Consider the following 16,224-nt stretch of genomic DNA (forward strand, 5'->3'; position numbering starts at 1 on the left):
GCAAGGACGGCCGCCTGACCAAGGAGGACGTGCTGCGCCACCTGGAAAGCCGTCCGACCGAGATGCCGGCGGCGCCGGCCCCGGCACCGGCCGCGAAGCCCGCTCCGGCGGCCAAGCCCAGCGTTCCGGCCGGCCCGCGCGCCCGTTCGGCGCAGGAGGAGCGCGTCCGCATGACGCGGCTGCGCCAGCGGATCGCCGAGCGCCTGAAGGAGGCCCAGGACACGGCGGCCATGCTGACCACCTTCAACGAGGTGGACATGACGAACCTGCTGGCCGTCCGCAACTCGTACAAGGACGTGTTCGAGAAGAAGCACGGCGTCAAGCTGGGCTTCATGTCCTTCTTCGTGAAGGCGGCCATCGCGGCGCTCAAGGAGATCCCGGCGGTCAACGCCGAGATCGAGGGCACCGACCTGATCTACAAGAACTACTATGACATCGGCGTCGCCGTCGGCACGCCCACGGGTCTGGTGGTTCCGGTGGTGCGCGACGCCGACAAGCTGGGCTTCGCCGGGGTCGAGAAGGCGATCGGCGCGCTGGGCAAGAAGGCCCGCGACGGCAAGCTCTCCATGGAGGACCTGTCCGGCGGCACCTTCACGATCTCCAACGGCGGCGTCTACGGCTCGCTGCTGTCCACCCCGATCCTGAACCCGCCGCAGTCGGCCATCCTGGGCATGCACAAGACCCAGGAGCGTCCGGTCGTGGTCAACGGCAAGATCGAGGCCCGCCCGATGATGTATCTGGCGCTCAGCTACGATCACCGCATCATCGACGGCAAGGAGGCGGTCACCTTCCTCGTCCGTCTCAAGGAAGGGATCGAGGACCCGCAGCGTCTCCTGCTGGATCTCTGATCCACCTCGTCACGTCGATCAAGACAGCGCCCCGGTCACTCCAGTGGCCGGGGCGCTGTCTTGATCGACATTTGGTTCATCGATATCCAGCGGGGCGGGAGGCGGCATGAACGCTCTGGAGCACGGCATCACCGAGGAGGCGGTCACCGCCTTCATCGACGAGGCGCTGGCGTCGTTCCCCGAACCGCCGTCACCGGTGCTGAGCCGCACGGATACCAGGGTGGTCGTGGCGCGGATCGGTTTGTCGGGAGCCTGGAACGGCATGCTGGTCTTTCGGGTGCCGGCACCGCTGGCGGCCTGCCTGGCATCGACCCTGTTCGGGGTTCCCGCCGCCGAGACGACATCGGCCGAGCGGACCGACGTGGTGGCCGAGCTGTGCAACACGGTCGGCGGCAACATCAAGGGGTTGATCCGGGGCGCCGCCGCACTGTCCTTGCCGATCGTCACCGAGCGCCACGCCGAGGTGGTGGGTCAACAAACCGCGACCCCAAGCGGCACCGTCGCGGTCAATCTGGTCCACTCATTCCTGGGACGGTTCATCTTGGTGCAAGTCATCGAAAACGCCGACGGTGCGCCATGAAGCTGCCCGCCAAGGTCTCCGTCCTGCTGGCCGATGATTCCAGGGCCATGCGGGCGCTCATCAAGAACAACATCGTCTGGCCGGGCACCAGCTTCCAGTTCACCGAGGTCGACAACGGCACCGACGCGGTCGCGGCCTATCGCGCCAAGCGCTTCGATCTGGTGCTGCTCGACATCCACATGCCGGGTCTGGACGGGTTGCGGGTGTTGCGGTCGATCCGTGCCTACGATCCGACGGCGCTGGCCTTCATGATCTCGTCGGATACCAGCGGGGACGCCGCCGCCTCCGCCCGCGAAAATGGCGCGATGGGCTTCGTGACCAAGCCGCTCAGCGCCGGGGCCTTGTGCCAGATCATGACCGACCTGGAGGCCGTGCGCCGTGCCTTCTCGGTGCTGACCGTCGACGACAGCCGCACCGGCCAAGCGCTGTTGAAGCGCGGGCTCGACCTGCTCGGCATCGACAGCGTGGTGACAGGGGCGGAGAATGGCCGGATGGCCGTCGAAGCCTGCGGGCGCGAGTATTTCGATATCGTCTTCCTGGACGTCCACATGCCGGACATGACCGGAATCGAGGCTTTGAAGGTGATCAAGGCGCAGCGCCGCGACACCTATGCGGTGATGGTGACGTCGGACGCCTCCATGGAGACGGTGCGGGACGCGCGGTCGCACGGGGCGGAAGATTACCTGCTCAAGCCGGTCCAGCAGCCGAACCTGAAGAAGGTGTGGTCGCGTTTCCGGGTGATGGCGCCGCAGTCCCTGGGGCATGCGGCGACCATCTTCTGATTGGAAACGCTTGGGGGCCCGTCCCTCAGGCGACCGCGCTGAGCAGGGGAAGCGTCAGGTTCTCCTCGTCCGCCTCCAACAATTCGATGCGGAAGGGCGCGCGGACGCCGCCGTTCAGCAGTTCGGCGCACTCCAACGCGCGGCGCACCCGCTGTTCGGCCGGCTGGCCGGATGTGCAGGCGAGCGAACCCAGGGCATAGTCGGCGCCGCAGCCGATCGCGTGGAAGCCCCGCGTCGTCTCGCAGACCTGATAGTCGCTCTGGATCGAGAACAGCCGGCCGTGATACGCCACCAGGAAGCTGCCCCCCTGCTCGGCGTCGTTGTTGCGCTGGGCGTAGCCGCCTTCCTTCAGGCAGTCGCGGACCGCGTCGACGAAGTCGGTGACCATGAAGCGGAACACGTCCATACCCTCGGGCCGCTTCGGCGGGGTCAGCCGGAACGCCAGCAACTGGCCCATCCGGAACGAACTGGTGAAGCCGATCAGGAAATCGCCGTTGCGGAAGACCTTGGGGTCGGCGCGCACGGTGATGTCCAAGCCGGAAACCCCAGCGCTGTCGCCACCCATCCACACGCGGCGGCCGTCGATCAATCCAACGATGCAGGTCATGTTTTCCCCGAACTGACAAATTAACCAGTTCAAGAATGACCGGGGCGTGGTTAATAAAAACTTACTGAAAATCGCCGGAAGTTTACGGGCATTAACCAGCGCCGGGATCACCGTCGACGGTTCGACTGCATTCCCTTGGTGCGCCCCTGGCGGGCGATCATGTCCTTCTTGAACTGCTCGAAGGCGAAGAAGATGCTGGAGATGCCGTCCGCCGTACCGTCACCGTAGTAGACGTCCATCTTGATCCGCCCCTCCGGCGTCTGGATCAGCTGTTCGTAGCGGGTGAAGATCGCGTCGAACACCGTGCAGAAATCCTCGTCGGTGAACTTGTAGGCGTTCGCCTCGATGCTGCCGACGATCGCGGCGGTGAAGCTCTGGCGCTGATGGTTGAACTGCCTGAAGCGCAGCAGCATGCGGATGAAGATCTTGTCCGCCAGCATGCTCATGGTCTCGTCCGCCCGGATCAGCGGCCACATCTGGGTGTCGTCGTCGGTCCCGATGGTCGCGAAGATCGCCTGCGCCTGGCTGTTCAGCATCTCGTACTCGGCGTTGCTGAACAGGGTGGTGACATTGCGCTGGATGCCGCGGACGATGACCTGGGGGAAGTGCTTGCCGCTGACCGGGTCCATCCGGGACGGTATCGTCGTGATCAGCAGCGAGAAGACGAAGCGGGTCAGGAAGTCCTTGCGCCGGGCGTCCGGATTGTACGCCCGGGCGCCGTTCTTATCCAGGCACAGGCGGCAGTTCGCCTTGAAGGCGGGGAGGGTCTTCGGCCAAAACCCCTCGATCAGGTGGAAGGCGCGGTCCAACTCGTCCCGCGTGATGTGATCCTTGCGCTCGAACTGGACGGACAGGGCCTCGTAGAAGGTGCGGATCAGCGTCCGCGCCAAGTCGTGCTGGGTTTGGTGAAACGTCTCGTCGGCCATGTTCTTGCTTCTGTCGATGCCGGAAAGCGACGCGTGAACCGCTCCGTCAAACTGCCGCCCATGATTCGCGTCGTCTCGGTTAAGGAAGAATTACACCGATGCCAGACCCCCGACGCGAAGTCTGCGACCCTTCGCCGCGCGCCCGTGCCGCGTGCCGCGCAACCCTGCCAACACGGGGGTTTTCCGGGCATTCCAGGGGTTTGGCATGGTCACGGCGATTGCCACGGGCGGCCCAAAGGGCCATAAATCGCATCCGCAAAGCACGGCCACGATCGCGAGCCGCTCACGGAGGCGAAGAAGAAAAATGCCTGAGAAAACTTACGACGTTGTCGTCATCGGCGGCGGTCCCGGTGGATATGTCGCCGCCATCCGCGCGGCTCAGCTGGGGCTGAAAACGGCGTGCGTCGAGATGCGCAAGACGCTTGGCGGCACCTGCCTCAATGTCGGCTGCATCCCGTCGAAGGCGCTGCTGACCAGTTCCGAGAAGTTCGAGGAGGCCAAGCACAGCTTCGCCGGCCACGGCATCAAGCTCGGCTCGATCGAACTGGACCTCCCGGCCATGATGGCCAACAAGAACAAGGTCGTCGACGACAACACCAAGGGCATCGAGTTCCTGTTCAAGAAGAACAAGGTCGACTGGCTCAAGGGACGTGGCCGCATCTCCGGCAAGAACGAGGTGACGATCGAGGGCGACGGCGGTTCCGAGACCGTTGGCGCCAAGAGCATCATCATCGCCACCGGTTCGGAGTCGATGCCGGTGGCCGGCGTCGAGGTCGACGAGCGGCGGATCGTGTCCTCGACCGGCGCGCTGGAACTGACGGAGGTGCCCAAGCGCTTCGCGGTGATCGGCGGCGGCGTGATCGGTCTGGAGATGGCCTCCGTCTGGGGCCGTTTGGGCGCCGAGGTCACCGTGATCGAGTTCCTCGACCGCATCCTGCCCGGCATGGATGGCGAGGTCTCCAAGCAGATGCAACGCATCCTGACCAAGCAGGGCATGACCTTCAAGCTCAACACCAAGGTGACGGCGGCTGCCATCGGCAATTCCGGCGTCACGCTGACGGTCGAGCCGTCCAAGGGTGGCGAGGCCCAGACGGTCGAGGCGGACGTCGTGCTGGTCGCGATCGGCCGACGGCCCTACACGGCCGGCCTCGGCCTGGAGGAGGCGGGCGTCGAGGTCAACCAGAGGGGCCGGATCGCCACCAGCGCCCATTGGGAGACCAACATTCCCGGCATCTACGCCATCGGCGATGTGATCGAGGGCCAGATGCTGGCCCACAAGGCGGAGGACGAGGGCGTCGCGGTGGCGGAGTTCATCGCCGGCCAGTCGGCCCACATCAACTACGACGCCATCCCCGGGGTGGTCTACACCTGGCCGGAAGCCTCGACCGTCGGCAAGACGGAGGAGCAGCTGAAGGAGGCCGGCGTCAAGTACAAGGTCGGCAAGTTCCCGTTCACCGCCAACGGCCGCGCCCGCGCGCTGGGCATGACCGACGGCTTCGTCAAGATGCTGGCGGACGCCACCACCGACCGCGTGCTGGGCGTCCACATCGTCGGCGCCAGCGCCGGCGACCTGATCGCCGAGGTGGCCCTGGCGATGGAGTTCGGCGCGTCGGCCGAGGACATCGCCCGGACCTGCCACGCCCACCCGACCCTGAACGAGGCCGTCAAGGAAGCGGCGCTGGCGGTGGATGGCCGAGCCCTCCACATCTGACCCCCCGGCCGGCGGAGCCGGCGACCTGAAAGTCACCACTGGAACCAGCGCCGGCCGGCTGGCGCTGGTGCTCTGCCTCGCCGAGGTTCTCGGCATGGCGGGCACCATGACCTTCCCGGCCCTCCTGCCCACCTTCTTCGCGGAGTGGGGGCTGGGAAACGTCGAGGCCGGCTGGATCAATGGCGTGTTCCACGGCGGCTACGTCGCCGCCGTGCCCGTCCTGGTGACCCTGACCGACCGGGTCGATCCCCGGCGCATCTACCTGTTCTCGACGGCGCTGACCGTTCTGGCGCTGCTCGGGTTCGCCTTCCTCGCGACCGGGTTCTGGAGCGCCACGCTGTTCCGGGCGTTGGGCGGCGTCGGGCTGGCCGGCACCTACATGCCCGGCCTGCGCATCCTGTCGGACAACACCGCCGGGCCGGGGCAGGGCCGCTACCTCTCGTTCTACACCGCCTGCTACGCGCTCGGCTCCAGCGCCTCGGTGCTGCTTTCCGGACTGGTCGGCGCCGAACTGGGCTGGCGGGCCGCGTTCGTCGCGACCGCCGCCGCGACCGCCGCGGCGTTGGCGCTTTCCTGGTGGGGCATTCCGGGAAACCCGCCCAAGACCACGGCCGACCGCGCCAAGACGGCCGAGACTGCCTTGCTGGATTTCCGGCCCGTCCTGCGCCATCGGGCGGCCATGGGCTACATCCTGGCCTATTCGGCGCATTGCTACGAGTTGTTCGGCATGAGGTCGTGGCTGGTGGCCTTCCTCGCCTTCGCCCTGGCGACCAGCGCCGGCACCACTCCGGAAGGCGCCGCTCCCGCGATGGTCACGACGATCGGCACCCTCATCCTGCTGCTGGGACTGCCGGCGAGCATCCTGGGCAACGAGGCCGCCACCCGCTACGGCCGCCGCCGGGTGCTGATGGTGATCATGACGGGGTCGGCGGCGCTGGCCTGCGGGGTCGGCTTCTCGGCCAGCCTGCCGTTCTGGCTGACCGTCTGCGTCGTGGCGCTCTATGGCGTCACGGTGACCGCCGACAGCGCGTCACTCACCGTCGGCGCCGTGACCAACGCCGCGGCGGGCCGGCGGGGCGCCACCATGGCCGTCCACTCCTTCCTGGGCTTCGGAGCGGCCTTCGTCGGGTCGGTGATGTTCGGCGTCGTCCTGGACCTCGCGGGCGGCGGCGCCAGTCCGCTCGCCTGGGGCCTGGCCTTCGCCTCGCAAGGGCTGGTGGTGGCGCTCGGACCCGTGGCGCTCGTCCTGTTGGGCGACATGGGCGACGGGAAGCCCGGCTAGTCCACCGGCTTCTTGACGCGCGCGCGGGGATGGGCGTTCTCGTACACGCCCATCATCTGCTCGGTGTCGACCTCGGTATAGCGCTGGGTGCTCGACAGCGAGGCGTGACCCAGCAGGTCCTGGATCGCGCGCAGGTCGCTGCCGTCGGCCAGCAGATGGGTGGCGAAGCTGTGGCGCAGCGCGTGGGGCGTCGCGGTGTCCGGCAGCCCCATCACCGCCCGCACCTCGCGCATCCGCTTCTGCGCGATCGCGGCTTGGAGCCGCCCGCCACGCACGCCGACGAACAGCGGCCCGTCCTGGGGCAGGCCGAACGGGCAGGCCGCGACATAGGTCTCCAGCGCCTCGCGGACCACGGGAAGCACCGGGATCATGCGTTCCTTGCGGCCCTTGCCGGTCACCACCAGCGTGTCCTCCGCCGGCATGTCGCGCCGGTTCAGGCTCAACGCCTCGTCGATTCGCAGGCCGCAGCCATAGAGCAGGGTGAACAGGGCGCGGTCGCGCTTGCCGACCCAGGGTTCGTCGGCCCAGGCCTCCGATGTCGGCAGCAGCGCTTTGGCGTCGGCGATCGTCAGGGGCTTGGGCAGGCGGAGCGGCAGCTTGGGCGCCTGGATCAAAGCGACCGAGGCGTTGTGCATGCGCCCACTCCGGTCGAGCCAGCGGAAGAAATTGCGGATGCCGGAGAGTTTCCGCGCCCGGCTGGCGCGTCCCAGGCCATCCGCCGCCTGCCGCGCCAGCCAAGCCCGGAAATCGACCAGCCGCGCGGCGCTCAGGTCGTTCAATCCAGGGGGCTTGCCATGATAGGCGGTCATGAATTCCAGGAAGCCGGCCAGATCGGCGGTATAGGCCGACAGCGTGTGGCGCGACACGTTCCTTTCGATCTCCAGCCAGCGGCGCCACACGGCTATGGCCGCCGTGACGTCGTCGGCGCAGGAGAACCCGATCACGCCGGCAGTTCGAGCCATGCCCTGATGCTTCGCTCGATCACCCGCGCCAGGAAGCAGACCAGCTCCGTCCCTTGACCCGAGTGGAACATGTCGGGGTCGCGGCTGCCGAACGCCAGCAGGCCGGCGGGCGTGTCCTCGCTGACCTGGATGCGGATCAGGGCCTGGGAGCGGACCAAGCCGGCGGCCGATCCGAAGATCGCCGGATCGCCCCTCGTGTCGGAATACAGCATCACGTCGCGTTTGCCGAGCCAGCCATCGACGGTACCCGGCTCGACCACGCGTACACCGGAGGCATGTACGTGCGGCCGGTCCTCGGCGTTGGCCTCGACCACCAGTCCGGCGGTGTCCAGATCCAGCAGGACCGCCAGATCGGTGGTGATGGTCTGGATCAGCTGCTCGAACGTACGGGCGTCCAGCAGGAACAGGACGGCCGCGTGGATGCGGTTCTGGTTGTTGATGTTGGCGCGGGTGGTGGTGATCAGTTCCCGCTGCTGGTCCTTCAGCCGCCCGACCTCGCCGCGCAGCCGCTCGACCATGAAGTACTGGAAATCCACCACCCCATTGCCGCGCTCCAATGCCGGAGGCGTCAGGTGCCGAACGACATCGGCGTTCTGCGTCAGGAAATCGGGATGCTCGCGCAGATAAGCCGCGACATCCTCCGCGGTCAGCGCGTCCATCGTCCTTTGGCTATGTCCGGTCTCCCGAGCCATCAGCGTCGACCCTCTCCCGTTGTCGAAATCGGTTACCGGCGAGCCCGCGCCGTTCCGGTCGCGAACCCACCGGCAACCATAACCCACGCCACCCTAGTCCACATGGGTTAACGTTGTGATCCTACTCCGCCGCCTTGTCCAGGGCCGCCTTTTCCAGAATCGTCTGTCCAGTGCCCGCCCAGTCGGCGACGAACTGGTCCAGGCCCTTTTCGGTCAAGGGGTGCTTGAACAGCTGGCGCAGCACCGACGGTGGCATGGTCGCGACATGGGCGCCCATCTTGGCGCTCTCGGTGATGTGGATCGGGTGACGGATCGAGGCGACCAGGACCTCGGTCGTGATGCCGGGATACTGGTCGTAGATCTGCACGATGTCCGAGATCAGCGACAGCCCGTCCTGTCCGATGTCGTCCAGCCGGCCGACGAAGGGCGAGACGAAGGTGGCGCCGGCCTTGGCCGCCAGCAGCGCCTGCGCCGCCGAGAAGCACAGCGTGACATTGACCATCGTGCCGCCGGACGACAGGATGTTGCAAACCTTGAGGCCGGCGGGGGTCAGCGGGACCTTGACCGCGATGTTCGGCGCCAGGGTCGCCAGGTACTTGCCTTCGGCCAGCATGGTGTCGAAGTCGATGGCGGCCACTTCGGCGCTGACCGGTCCGGGAACGATCTGGCAGATCTCCTTGACCAGCTCGATGAAGTTGCGGCCGGACTTGGCGACGAGACTCGGATTGGTGGTCACACCATCCAGGAGGCCGGTTTCGGCGAGGTCCCGGATTTCGGCGAGATCGGCGGTATCGATGAAGAACTTCATCAGGAAAATGTCCTTGTTAGATCTGAGAGGGTTCGATTTGAGCGGCGTCAGCGCCCAGCGCCCGTCGGGCGGGCGGCCCGGAATTCCGGGGATACTCTAACCCATGGCAGGTCAGGGTTCCAGTTCCACCCCCGGATTCGATTTCGGCCCCGATTCCGATTTTGACGACGCGCCATCGAGTCGGGACTTGGACCTACGCGCGCCGCCGCGCCGAGTCGCCGTACTGCTGCCACTGCCCTTGCCGGAGGCCTATGACTACAAGGTTCCGGCCAGCCTCGACATCGGCCCCGGCGACTATGTGGAGGTTCCGCTCGGCCCGCGCCATCTCCTGGGCGTCGTCTGGGGACCGGGGGCCGGTGGGGTCGCCGACGGCAAGCTGAGGCCGATCGGCCAGCGGTTCGACGTTCCGCCCATGCCGGAGATCCACCGGCGCTTCATCGACTGGGTCGCGGCCTACACCATGGCACCACCCGGCGCCGTGCTGCGCATGGCGCTGAGCGCGATCGGGGGCATGGAGCCGCCCAAGCCGACGACGGCCTATCAACTGGGTGACCCCGCACGGCTGGCCGAACTGCGTCTGACCCCGGCGCGCCGTCGTGTGCTAGACCTGCTGGCCGATGGCCCGCCACGTCCGCCGGCCGAACTGGCGCTGGACGCCGGCTGCGGTGTCGGCGTGGTGCGCGGCCTGGCCGACGCGGGCGTGCTGGAGCCGGTCCTGCTCTATCCTTCCCGTGACCTCCCCAAGCCGGACTGGACGCTTCCCGGCCCCAACCTGTCGGGTGAGCAGGCCAGCGGAGCCGCCACGTTGCGGGCGCGCGTCGCGGACGCCGTCTTCAGCGCCACCTTGCTGGACGGCGTCACCGGATCGGGCAAGACCGAGGTCTATTTCGAGGGCATCGCCGCGGCGCTGGAGGCGGGCGGGCAGGTGCTCGTGCTGCTGCCCGAGATCGCCCTGTCGGCGCAGTGGCTGGAACGGTTCGCCGCCCGCTTCGGATCGGCGCCGCACCAGTGGCATAGCGATCTGTCGGGCGCCCAGCGCCGGGCCACGTGGCGCGATGTCGCGACGGGGGCCGCCCGCGTGGTCGTCGGCGCCCGCTCCGCCCTGTTCCTGCCCTATCCCGACCTGAGACTGATCCTGATCGACGAGGAGCACGACCCCTCCTTCAAGCAGGAGGACGGCGTGATCTACAACGCGCGCGACATGGCGGTCGCGCGCGCCCATCTGGGAGGCATTCCGATCGTGCTGGTCTCGGCGACGCCCTCGCTCGAATCGGCGATCAACGCCGAGGCCCACCGCTATGGCAAGATCGACCTGCCGGCCCGGCATGGCGGCGCCACCATGCCGGAGATGAAACTGATCGACCTCAGGGTCGACCGGCCGCCGCGAAACCGCTGGCTGGCGCCGACGCTGGTCACGGCGCTGACCGAGACCTTCGCGGAGGGGGAGCAGGCGATGCTCTTCCTCAACCGGCGGGGTTACGCGCCGCTGACCCTGTGCCGCAACTGCGGCCACCGGCTGCAATGTCCCAACTGCACCGCTTGGCTGGTCGAGCATCGGCTGGCAGGCAAGCTGCAATGCCACCACTGCGATTTCACGGTCAGATTGCTGGACGTCTGCCCATCCTGCGGCGCCGAGGGCTCGCTGACCGCCTGCGGTCCCGGCGTGGAGAGGATCGCGGAGGAGGTCGCGCACCTTTTCCCCGACCAGCGCACGGCGCTGATGACCAGCGACAGCCTGATCGGTCCCCACGCCATCCGCGAGATGGTCCGCCGGGTGCAGGACCACGAGATCGACCTGCTGATCGGCACCCAGGTGATGGCCAAGGGCCACCATTTCCCGATGCTGACGCTGGTCGGCGTGGTCGATTCCGATCTTGGGCTGGGCGGCGGCGACCTGCGCGCGGCCGAGCGCACCTATCAGCTTCTCCAGCAGGTCGCGGGCCGGGCGGGTCGGGCCGAGCGGGCGGGGCGCGTCTTCCTCCAGACCTACATGCCGGAGCATCCGGTCCTGCAAGCCCTGGTTTCCGGCGACCGCGACAGTTTCTACGAACGGGAGGCGGAGGAGCGCCACCACCACGCCATGCCGCCGTTCGGTCGGCTGGCGGCCTTGATCGTCTCTGGCGAGGAGGAGGGAACCGTCGATGCCGTGGCCCGCGCGCTCGGTCGATCGGCACCGCGTTCCGAAACCGTCCAGATCCTGGGTCCGGCGCCAGCGCCCTACGCGCTGCTGCGCGGTCGCCACCGCCGCCGGCTGCTGCTCAAGGCCCCGCGCGCCGTGTCGGTGCAGCCGCTGATCGCCGACTGGTTGTCGCGGGTGGAAGTGCCGGGTTCCGTCAGGGTGCAGGTCGACATCGATCCCTACAGCTTTCTATAGGGGTATATCATACTTGTATTCATTACATTGAAAAAGCAATCTATGAGGCTTGCATGATTGAACGTTTGTAGCTACGATGTAGTTACATTAAGGGGCTTATGGAATTCGAGTGGTCGGAAGAAATGCGACTCAGCACGCTTGAAGTGCGTGGGATCGACTTCGTGGATATGCAGGATCTCTTCGACGGTCGTCTGGTCCTCACCTACGACTCCCCACGAGGTGCCGAGCAGCGTTGGATCACCATCGGCAAGATCGACGGCAAGTTCTACGCCGTGGTGTGGACCGTTCGCATCGACCGTATCAGGATTATCTCAGCGAGGAGGGCGAGGCATGGGGAAGAAGGACGATACCGTATGCTATACGACTGAGGAAATCGAGGCCATGCAAGCGGCAGGTTTAGGCCGCACGAATTGGTCGCGTGACGATACCTATGAGGAAATCGAGGCGCAGATCGCGGCGGATCCGGATTTGGCCGTCCCAGCCAACTGGGAAGAGACGGTGCGGCCCGGTTTCCCCTTTCCCCTGCCGTCGCGGGAGAACAAGCGTCAGGTAACCGTGCGCTATGACGCCGAGGTGGTCGACTTCTTCAAGAACCAGGGCCGGGGCTGGCAGAGCCGCATGAACGCGGTGTTGCGGGCATTCGTGGAGAGCCAGCGGGGCAACGGCGGACCACGGTAGACTTAAGGCTCCGTTGGCGTATCGGGTGGCGGCCATTTGATGATCGGGCCAGCCACCTTCACGATCATACCGTCATCGACAGCGCCCCCCGTGGCGCTTCCCCGGTCGTCCAGTCCCCGATCTCAAGCCTCTCGCAGCGCCGGGGCCGGGACGCGGGCCGGGCGGGTGCGCCAGATCGACAGGCATTCGGTCGAACTGGAACCTGTGCCGATGCCATGCCAGCCTTGGCGGTCGTGGAACCACAGGGTATAGGTGCCGCGACGGTCGCGCTCGAACCGGAAGACGGGACGGTCGAGGTGCGGGAAGGTCACCAGCAGGCGGTCGCCTTCGGCGCTGGTCTGCCGTGACACGCCGGCCCACAGTCCGCGCTCCATGCGCGGCCGCGCGATCTCGTAGAATTCGGTAAGGTCGGCCGGGGTGAAGCGGGCCAGGCTGAAGGCGACGACGGTCATGTTCTGGTGATCCGGAGGCGTGATCAGAAGGGAATTCCGAGTGAGGCACCACCGGCGATGCCAGTTGCCTCGCCGCCACCCGGCGGCACCACCAATGATGCGCATCTAAAGTTAATTTGGGCTTAAACGCGATCCTCGCGTACGCCTCGCGGCTCAATCGCCGCTGCCTTAGTGTCGCAGGTACGAGCATGGTCCCCGCCGAACCTGGAAATACGGCGGTGCTCGGCCGCCAAGTGCCCGGTTTCGCTGGCTTTGAGTCGGTTGCGCGCCGGTGCTCGCTGTGTTATGTGACCGCTCGCCGTCAGGGGAGGGGGCCTGCCCGACGCATGTCTTCTCCTCCAAGGCCCTAAAAATCAACAAGGTCTCATGGACCGAACCGAGGTACCGCGTGGCATCCGAAGGTACAGGAGTATCCGGGCTGGCAGGGCGATACGCGACTGCCCTGTTTGAGCTTGCGGACGAGAACAAGGCGCTGGACCAAGTCGCCCAGGACTTGGCCGCCATCAAGCAGATGCTCGTCGAAAGTCCCGATCTGAACCGCTTGGTGCGCAGCCCCGTGCTGTCGCGCGGCGATCAGAGCCGGGCGATGGGCGCCCTGCTCAAGCAGGCCGGCGTTTCCGAGCTGACCCAGCGGTTCGTCGGGCTGGTCGCCCAGAACCGTCGGCTGTTCGCGTTGCGCGGCATGATCGACGGCTACTTGGCCGAGCTGGCGCGCCGCCGCGGTCAGATGACCGCCGACGTGACCTCGGCCTACCGGCTGTCCGACCCTCAGGTCCAAGCCCTCACAGATGTCCTCCGGGCCCAGATGGGTTCCAAGATCGAGGTCCGGGTCACCGTCGACCCCACCTTGATCGGTGGCATGATCGTCAAAGTCGGGTCGCGCATGATCGATAGTTCCGTGCGCACCAAGCTGAACAAGCTGCAAATCGCCATGAAAGGGGTTGGCTGATGGAAATCCGCGCCGCGGAGATTTCCGCGATCCTCAAGCAACAGATCGCGAATTTCGGGAATGAGGCGGATGTCGCCGAAGTCGGCCAGGTCCTCTCGGTCGGCGACGGTGTCGCCCGCGTCCACGGGCTGGACAACGTCCAGGCCGGCGAGATGGTGGAGTTCCCCAACGGTCTCAAGGGGATGGCGCTGAACCTCGAGACCGACAACGTCGGTATCGTGATCTTCGGCGACGACCGGGACATCAAGGAAGGCGACATCGTCAAGCGGACGGGCGCCATCGTCGAGGTTCCGATCGGTCGCGGCCTGCTGGGCCGGGTCGTCGATGGCCTGGGCAATCCGATCGATGGCAAGGGTCCCCTGACCGACGTCGTGATGAGTCGCGTCGAGGTCAAGGCGCCCGGCATCATCCCGCGGAAGTCGGTGCACGAGCCGATGCAGACCGGCCTCAAGGCGATCGACGCGCTGGTTCCGATCGGGCGCGGTCAGCGCGAGCTGATCATCGGCGACCGTCAGACCGGCAAGAGCGCCGTCGCCATCGACGCCTTCCTGAACCAGAAGGGCATCAACCAGTCTGGCGACGACAGCAAGAAGCTGTACTGCATCTATGTCGCCGTCGGCCAGAAGCGCTCGACCGTCGCCCAGATCGTCAAGACCCTGGAAGACGCCGGCGCCATGGAATACTCGATCGTGGTCGCCGCGACCGCGTCCGAGCCGGCCCCGCTGCAGTTCCTGGCGCCCTACACGGGCTGCGCCATGGGCGAGTTCTTCCGTGACAACGCGGCGCACGCCCTGATCGTGTACGACGACCTGTCCAAGCAGGCCGTGGCGTACCGTCAGATGTCGCTGCTGCTGCGCCGTCCGCCGGGCCGCGAAGCCTATCCCGGCGACGTGTTCTACCTGCACTCCCGCCTGCTGGAGCGCGCCGCCAAGATGAACGACAGCAAGGGCGCCGGTTCGCTGACCGCCCTGCCGATCATCGAGACCCAGGCCGGCGACGTGTCGGCCTACATCCCGACCAACGTCATCTCGATCACCGACGGCCAGATCTTCCTGGAAACCGGCCTGTTCTATCGCGGCATCCGCCCGGCCATCAACGTCGGCCTGTCGGTCAGCCGCGTCGGTTCCGCCGCCCAGATCAAGGCGATGAAGCAGGTCGCCGGCACCATCAAGCTGGAATTGGCCCAGTACCGCGAGATGGCCGCCTTCGCCCAGTTCGCGTCGGACCTGGACGCCTCGACCCAGCGCCTGCTGAACCGCGGCGCCCGCCTGACCGAACTGCTGAAGCAGGGCCAGTTCTCGCCGATGCCGGTCGAGGAACAGGTCATCTCGATCTTCGCCGGCGTGCGTGGCTACCTCGACAAGGTCAAGGTCGAGGACGTCAACCGGTACGAGGCGAAGCTGCTGGAGGAGGTCCGCTCCAAGGGCGCCAACATCCTCGACGCCATCCGCACCGAGAAGGCGCTGTCCAAGGAGACCGAGGAGAAGCTCAAGGGCTTCCTCGAAAACTTCTCCAAGGTGTTCGTCTAAGCTCGAACCCAGCCACGGCCGGCGGCCCCCTGGAGCTTTCCAGGGGGCCGCCGTTCGGGATCGGGAAGGCAGGGCTCCAACCTCCGGTGTGATGAAGGCCTCGAATGCCAAGCCTTAAGGACCTCAAGAACCGTATCGCCAGCGTCAAGTCGACGCAGAAGATCACGGCCGCCATGAAGATGGTCGCCGCCTCGAAACTGCGCCGGGCGCAGGAGCAGGCGGAGGCCGGGCGCCCCTATGCCGAGCGCATGGGCCGGATGCTCGCGTCGCTCGCCGCCAACGTGTCGAGCGACGGTGAGGGTCCGAAGCTGATGACGGGCACCGGCAAGCAGGACACGCACCTGCTGGTCGTCATCTCGTCGGATCGCGGCCTGTGCGGCGGCTTCAACGGCACCATCGTTCGCGAGGCGCGGCGCCAGATCGCCCGTCTCGAGCGCGAGGGCAAGACCGTCAAGGTGCTGACCGTGGGCCGCAAGGGCCGCGACCAGCTGCGCCGCACCAACCCCAAGAACGTCGTCCACTCCTACGAGGACATCGGGCGCAAGCGCCTGTCCTTCGCCGAGGCGGACATGATCACCGCCAAGGTGCTCGAGATGTTCGAGGCGGGCGAGTACGACGTGGCCTCGATCGTCTACAACAAGTTCAAGTCGGCGATGACGCAGGTCGTCACGTTCCAGCAGGTCATCCCGTTCGCGCTGTCGCAGTCCGACGCCGCCGAGGCGCAGGCCGACGAAGGCCAGGCCGAGGCGAAGGCGCTGTACGAGTTCGAGCCGGAGGAGGACCAGATCCTCGCCGAACTGCTGCCGAAGAACCTGTCGATCCAGGTTTACCGGTCGCTGCTCGAAAGCGCCGCCAGCGAGCAGGGCGCCCGCATGACCGCGATGGACAGCGCCACCCGCAACGCGGGCGACATGATCAACAAGCTGACGCTGACCTACAACAGAACCCGTCAGGCCGTCATCACCAAGGAGCTGATCGAGATCATCTCCGGTGCCGAGGCGATCTGAGGCACCGTTGAGCGTCGATCAAGCGTCCGATACTGAA

The 16,224-nt window shown here is 66.6% G+C and carries 17 protein-coding genes; 11 read left to right on the forward strand and 6 right to left on the reverse strand.

The genetic code is table 11. The features are described 5' to 3' along the window. From odhB to N825_RS27310, 3 genes are all read left to right on the forward strand, one after another. The coding region (odhB, locus tag N825_RS27300) for a 2-oxoglutarate dehydrogenase complex dihydrolipoyllysine-residue succinyltransferase (RefSeq protein WP_037459009.1) at positions 1-848 on the forward strand (848 nt) is incomplete at its 5' end. Positions 849-954: 106 nt separating this feature from the next. Next, on the forward strand, positions 955-1,428 hold the full coding sequence (locus tag N825_RS27305) for a chemotaxis protein CheX (protein WP_037459012.1): 474 nt from the start codon (positions 955-957) through the stop codon (positions 1,426-1,428). Then, the gene (locus tag N825_RS27310; RefSeq protein ID WP_037459014.1) at positions 1,425-2,210 is read left to right on the forward strand and encodes a response regulator; all 786 of its coding nucleotides are present in this window, start codon (positions 1,425-1,427) and stop codon (positions 2,208-2,210) included. The genes N825_RS27305 and N825_RS27310 overlap by 4 nt, the downstream gene beginning before the upstream one ends. Before the next feature lie 25 nt (positions 2,211-2,235). On the opposite strand, the gene N825_RS27315 is transcribed toward N825_RS27310, so the two are convergent. Together N825_RS27315 and N825_RS27320 are read right to left on the reverse strand one after the other, a co-directional pair. Continuing rightward, positions 2,236-2,817: a hypothetical protein gene (locus tag N825_RS27315; protein WP_037459016.1), complete on the reverse strand. Its 582-nt coding sequence runs from the start codon at positions 2,815-2,817 to the stop codon at positions 2,236-2,238. 107 nt (positions 2,818-2,924) lie between these two features. Further along, positions 2,925-3,743 carry a hypothetical protein gene (locus tag N825_RS27320; RefSeq protein WP_037459018.1) on the reverse strand — a complete coding sequence of 273 codons (819 nt, stop codon included), beginning with the start codon at positions 3,741-3,743 and terminating at the stop codon, positions 2,925-2,927. A 304-nt stretch (positions 3,744-4,047) separates the two neighbouring features. On the opposite strand from N825_RS27320, the gene lpdA reads away from it, so the two are divergent. Beyond that, positions 4,048-5,454: a dihydrolipoyl dehydrogenase gene (gene lpdA, locus N825_RS27325; protein ID WP_037459019.1), complete on the forward strand. Its 1,407-nt coding sequence runs from the start codon at positions 4,048-4,050 to the stop codon at positions 5,452-5,454. Beyond that, complete coding sequence (locus N825_RS27330) at positions 5,432-6,736, forward strand: MFS transporter (RefSeq protein WP_157619575.1); 1,305 nt, start codon at positions 5,432-5,434, stop codon at positions 6,734-6,736. The genes lpdA and N825_RS27330 overlap by 23 nt, the downstream gene beginning before the upstream one ends. Here N825_RS27330 and N825_RS27335 read toward each other — a convergent pair. From N825_RS27335 to fsa, 3 genes are all read right to left on the reverse strand, one after another. Next, positions 6,733-7,698: a tyrosine recombinase XerC gene (locus N825_RS27335; RefSeq protein WP_037459020.1), complete on the reverse strand. Its 966-nt coding sequence runs from the start codon at positions 7,696-7,698 to the stop codon at positions 6,733-6,735. The two genes, N825_RS27330 and N825_RS27335, sit on opposite strands and share 4 nt — an antisense overlap. Next, positions 7,677-8,390: a DUF484 family protein gene (locus tag N825_RS27340; protein WP_037459021.1), complete on the reverse strand. Its 714-nt coding sequence runs from the start codon at positions 8,388-8,390 to the stop codon at positions 7,677-7,679. Before N825_RS27340 ends, N825_RS27335 begins: the two co-directional genes overlap by 22 nt. Before the next feature lie 121 nt (positions 8,391-8,511). After that, positions 8,512-9,198: a fructose-6-phosphate aldolase gene (gene fsa, locus N825_RS27345; RefSeq protein WP_037459022.1), complete on the reverse strand. Its 687-nt coding sequence runs from the start codon at positions 9,196-9,198 to the stop codon at positions 8,512-8,514. A gap of 187 nt (positions 9,199-9,385) precedes the next feature. Between fsa and N825_RS27350 the strand changes: the two genes are divergently transcribed. The 3 genes from N825_RS27350 (at position 9,386) to N825_RS27360 (ending at position 12,250) form a co-directional block, all read left to right on the forward strand. Continuing rightward, positions 9,386-11,572 (forward strand): primosomal protein N', encoded by a 2,187-nt coding sequence (locus tag N825_RS27350; RefSeq protein ID WP_051513271.1) that lies wholly within the window; start codon positions 9,386-9,388, stop codon positions 11,570-11,572. A 98-nt stretch (positions 11,573-11,670) separates the two neighbouring features. Next, positions 11,671-11,940 carry a BrnT family toxin gene (locus N825_RS27355; protein ID WP_037459024.1) on the forward strand — a complete coding sequence of 90 codons (270 nt, stop codon included), beginning with the start codon at positions 11,671-11,673 and terminating at the stop codon, positions 11,938-11,940. Beyond that, the gene (locus tag N825_RS27360) at positions 11,903-12,250 is read left to right on the forward strand and encodes a BrnA antitoxin family protein (protein ID WP_037459025.1); all 348 of its coding nucleotides are present in this window, start codon (positions 11,903-11,905) and stop codon (positions 12,248-12,250) included. The genes N825_RS27355 and N825_RS27360 overlap by 38 nt, the downstream gene beginning before the upstream one ends. A 122-nt stretch (positions 12,251-12,372) precedes the next feature. Here the strand turns inward: N825_RS27360 and N825_RS27365 are convergent, their stop codons facing one another. Further along, a complete protein-coding gene (locus tag N825_RS27365; RefSeq protein WP_051513276.1) occupies positions 12,373-12,702 on the reverse strand; it encodes a hypothetical protein in 330 nt (109 codons plus the stop codon). A gap of 388 nt (positions 12,703-13,090) precedes the next feature. Between N825_RS27365 and N825_RS27370 the strand changes: the two genes are divergently transcribed. The 3 genes from N825_RS27370 to N825_RS27380 all read left to right on the forward strand — a co-directional run bounded on the left by N825_RS27370 (position 13,091) and on the right by N825_RS27380 (position 16,187). Then, entirely contained in the window at positions 13,091-13,651 is a 561-nt protein-coding gene (locus N825_RS27370; protein ID WP_037459027.1) for a F0F1 ATP synthase subunit delta, read from the forward strand. Next, the gene (gene atpA / locus N825_RS27375; protein ID WP_037459028.1) at positions 13,651-15,180 is read left to right on the forward strand and encodes a F0F1 ATP synthase subunit alpha; all 1,530 of its coding nucleotides are present in this window, start codon (positions 13,651-13,653) and stop codon (positions 15,178-15,180) included. Before N825_RS27370 ends, atpA begins: the two co-directional genes overlap by 1 nt. A 104-nt stretch (positions 15,181-15,284) precedes the next feature. After that, on the forward strand, positions 15,285-16,187 hold the full coding sequence (locus tag N825_RS27380) for a F0F1 ATP synthase subunit gamma (protein ID WP_037459030.1): 903 nt from the start codon (positions 15,285-15,287) through the stop codon (positions 16,185-16,187). Positions 16,188-16,224: the final 37 nt, after the last annotated feature.

Source organism: Skermanella stibiiresistens SB22, assembly GCF_000576635.1.
GTDB classification, from domain to species: domain Bacteria; phylum Pseudomonadota; class Alphaproteobacteria; order Azospirillales; family Azospirillaceae; genus Skermanella; species Skermanella stibiiresistens.

Coding starts and splice junctions, on each gene's coding strand:
- N825_RS27305 (WP_037459012.1), top strand. CDS start 955: ATGAACGCTCTGGAGCACGGCATCACCGAGGAGGCGGTCACCGCCTTC.
- N825_RS27310 (WP_037459014.1), top strand. CDS start 1,425: ATGAAGCTGCCCGCCAAGGTCTCCGTCCTGCTGGCCGATGATTCCAGG.
- N825_RS27315 (WP_037459016.1), bottom strand. CDS start 2,817: ATGACCTGCATCGTTGGATTGATCGACGGCCGCCGCGTGTGGATGGGT.
- N825_RS27320 (WP_037459018.1), bottom strand. CDS start 3,743: ATGGCCGACGAGACGTTTCACCAAACCCAGCACGACTTGGCGCGGACG.
- lpdA (WP_037459019.1), top strand. CDS start 4,048: ATGCCTGAGAAAACTTACGACGTTGTCGTCATCGGCGGCGGTCCCGGT.
- N825_RS27330 (WP_157619575.1), top strand. CDS start 5,432: ATGGCCGAGCCCTCCACATCTGACCCCCCGGCCGGCGGAGCCGGCGAC.
- N825_RS27335 (WP_037459020.1), bottom strand. CDS start 7,698: ATGGCTCGAACTGCCGGCGTGATCGGGTTCTCCTGCGCCGACGACGTC.
- N825_RS27340 (WP_037459021.1), bottom strand. CDS start 8,390: ATGGCTCGGGAGACCGGACATAGCCAAAGGACGATGGACGCGCTGACC.
- fsa (WP_037459022.1), bottom strand. CDS start 9,198: ATGAAGTTCTTCATCGATACCGCCGATCTCGCCGAAATCCGGGACCTC.
- N825_RS27355 (WP_037459024.1), top strand. CDS start 11,671: ATGGAATTCGAGTGGTCGGAAGAAATGCGACTCAGCACGCTTGAAGTG.
- N825_RS27360 (WP_037459025.1), top strand. CDS start 11,903: ATGGGGAAGAAGGACGATACCGTATGCTATACGACTGAGGAAATCGAG.
- N825_RS27365 (WP_051513276.1), bottom strand. CDS start 12,702: ATGACCGTCGTCGCCTTCAGCCTGGCCCGCTTCACCCCGGCCGACCTT.
- atpA (WP_037459028.1), top strand. CDS start 13,651: ATGGAAATCCGCGCCGCGGAGATTTCCGCGATCCTCAAGCAACAGATC.
- N825_RS27380 (WP_037459030.1), top strand. CDS start 15,285: ATGCCAAGCCTTAAGGACCTCAAGAACCGTATCGCCAGCGTCAAGTCG.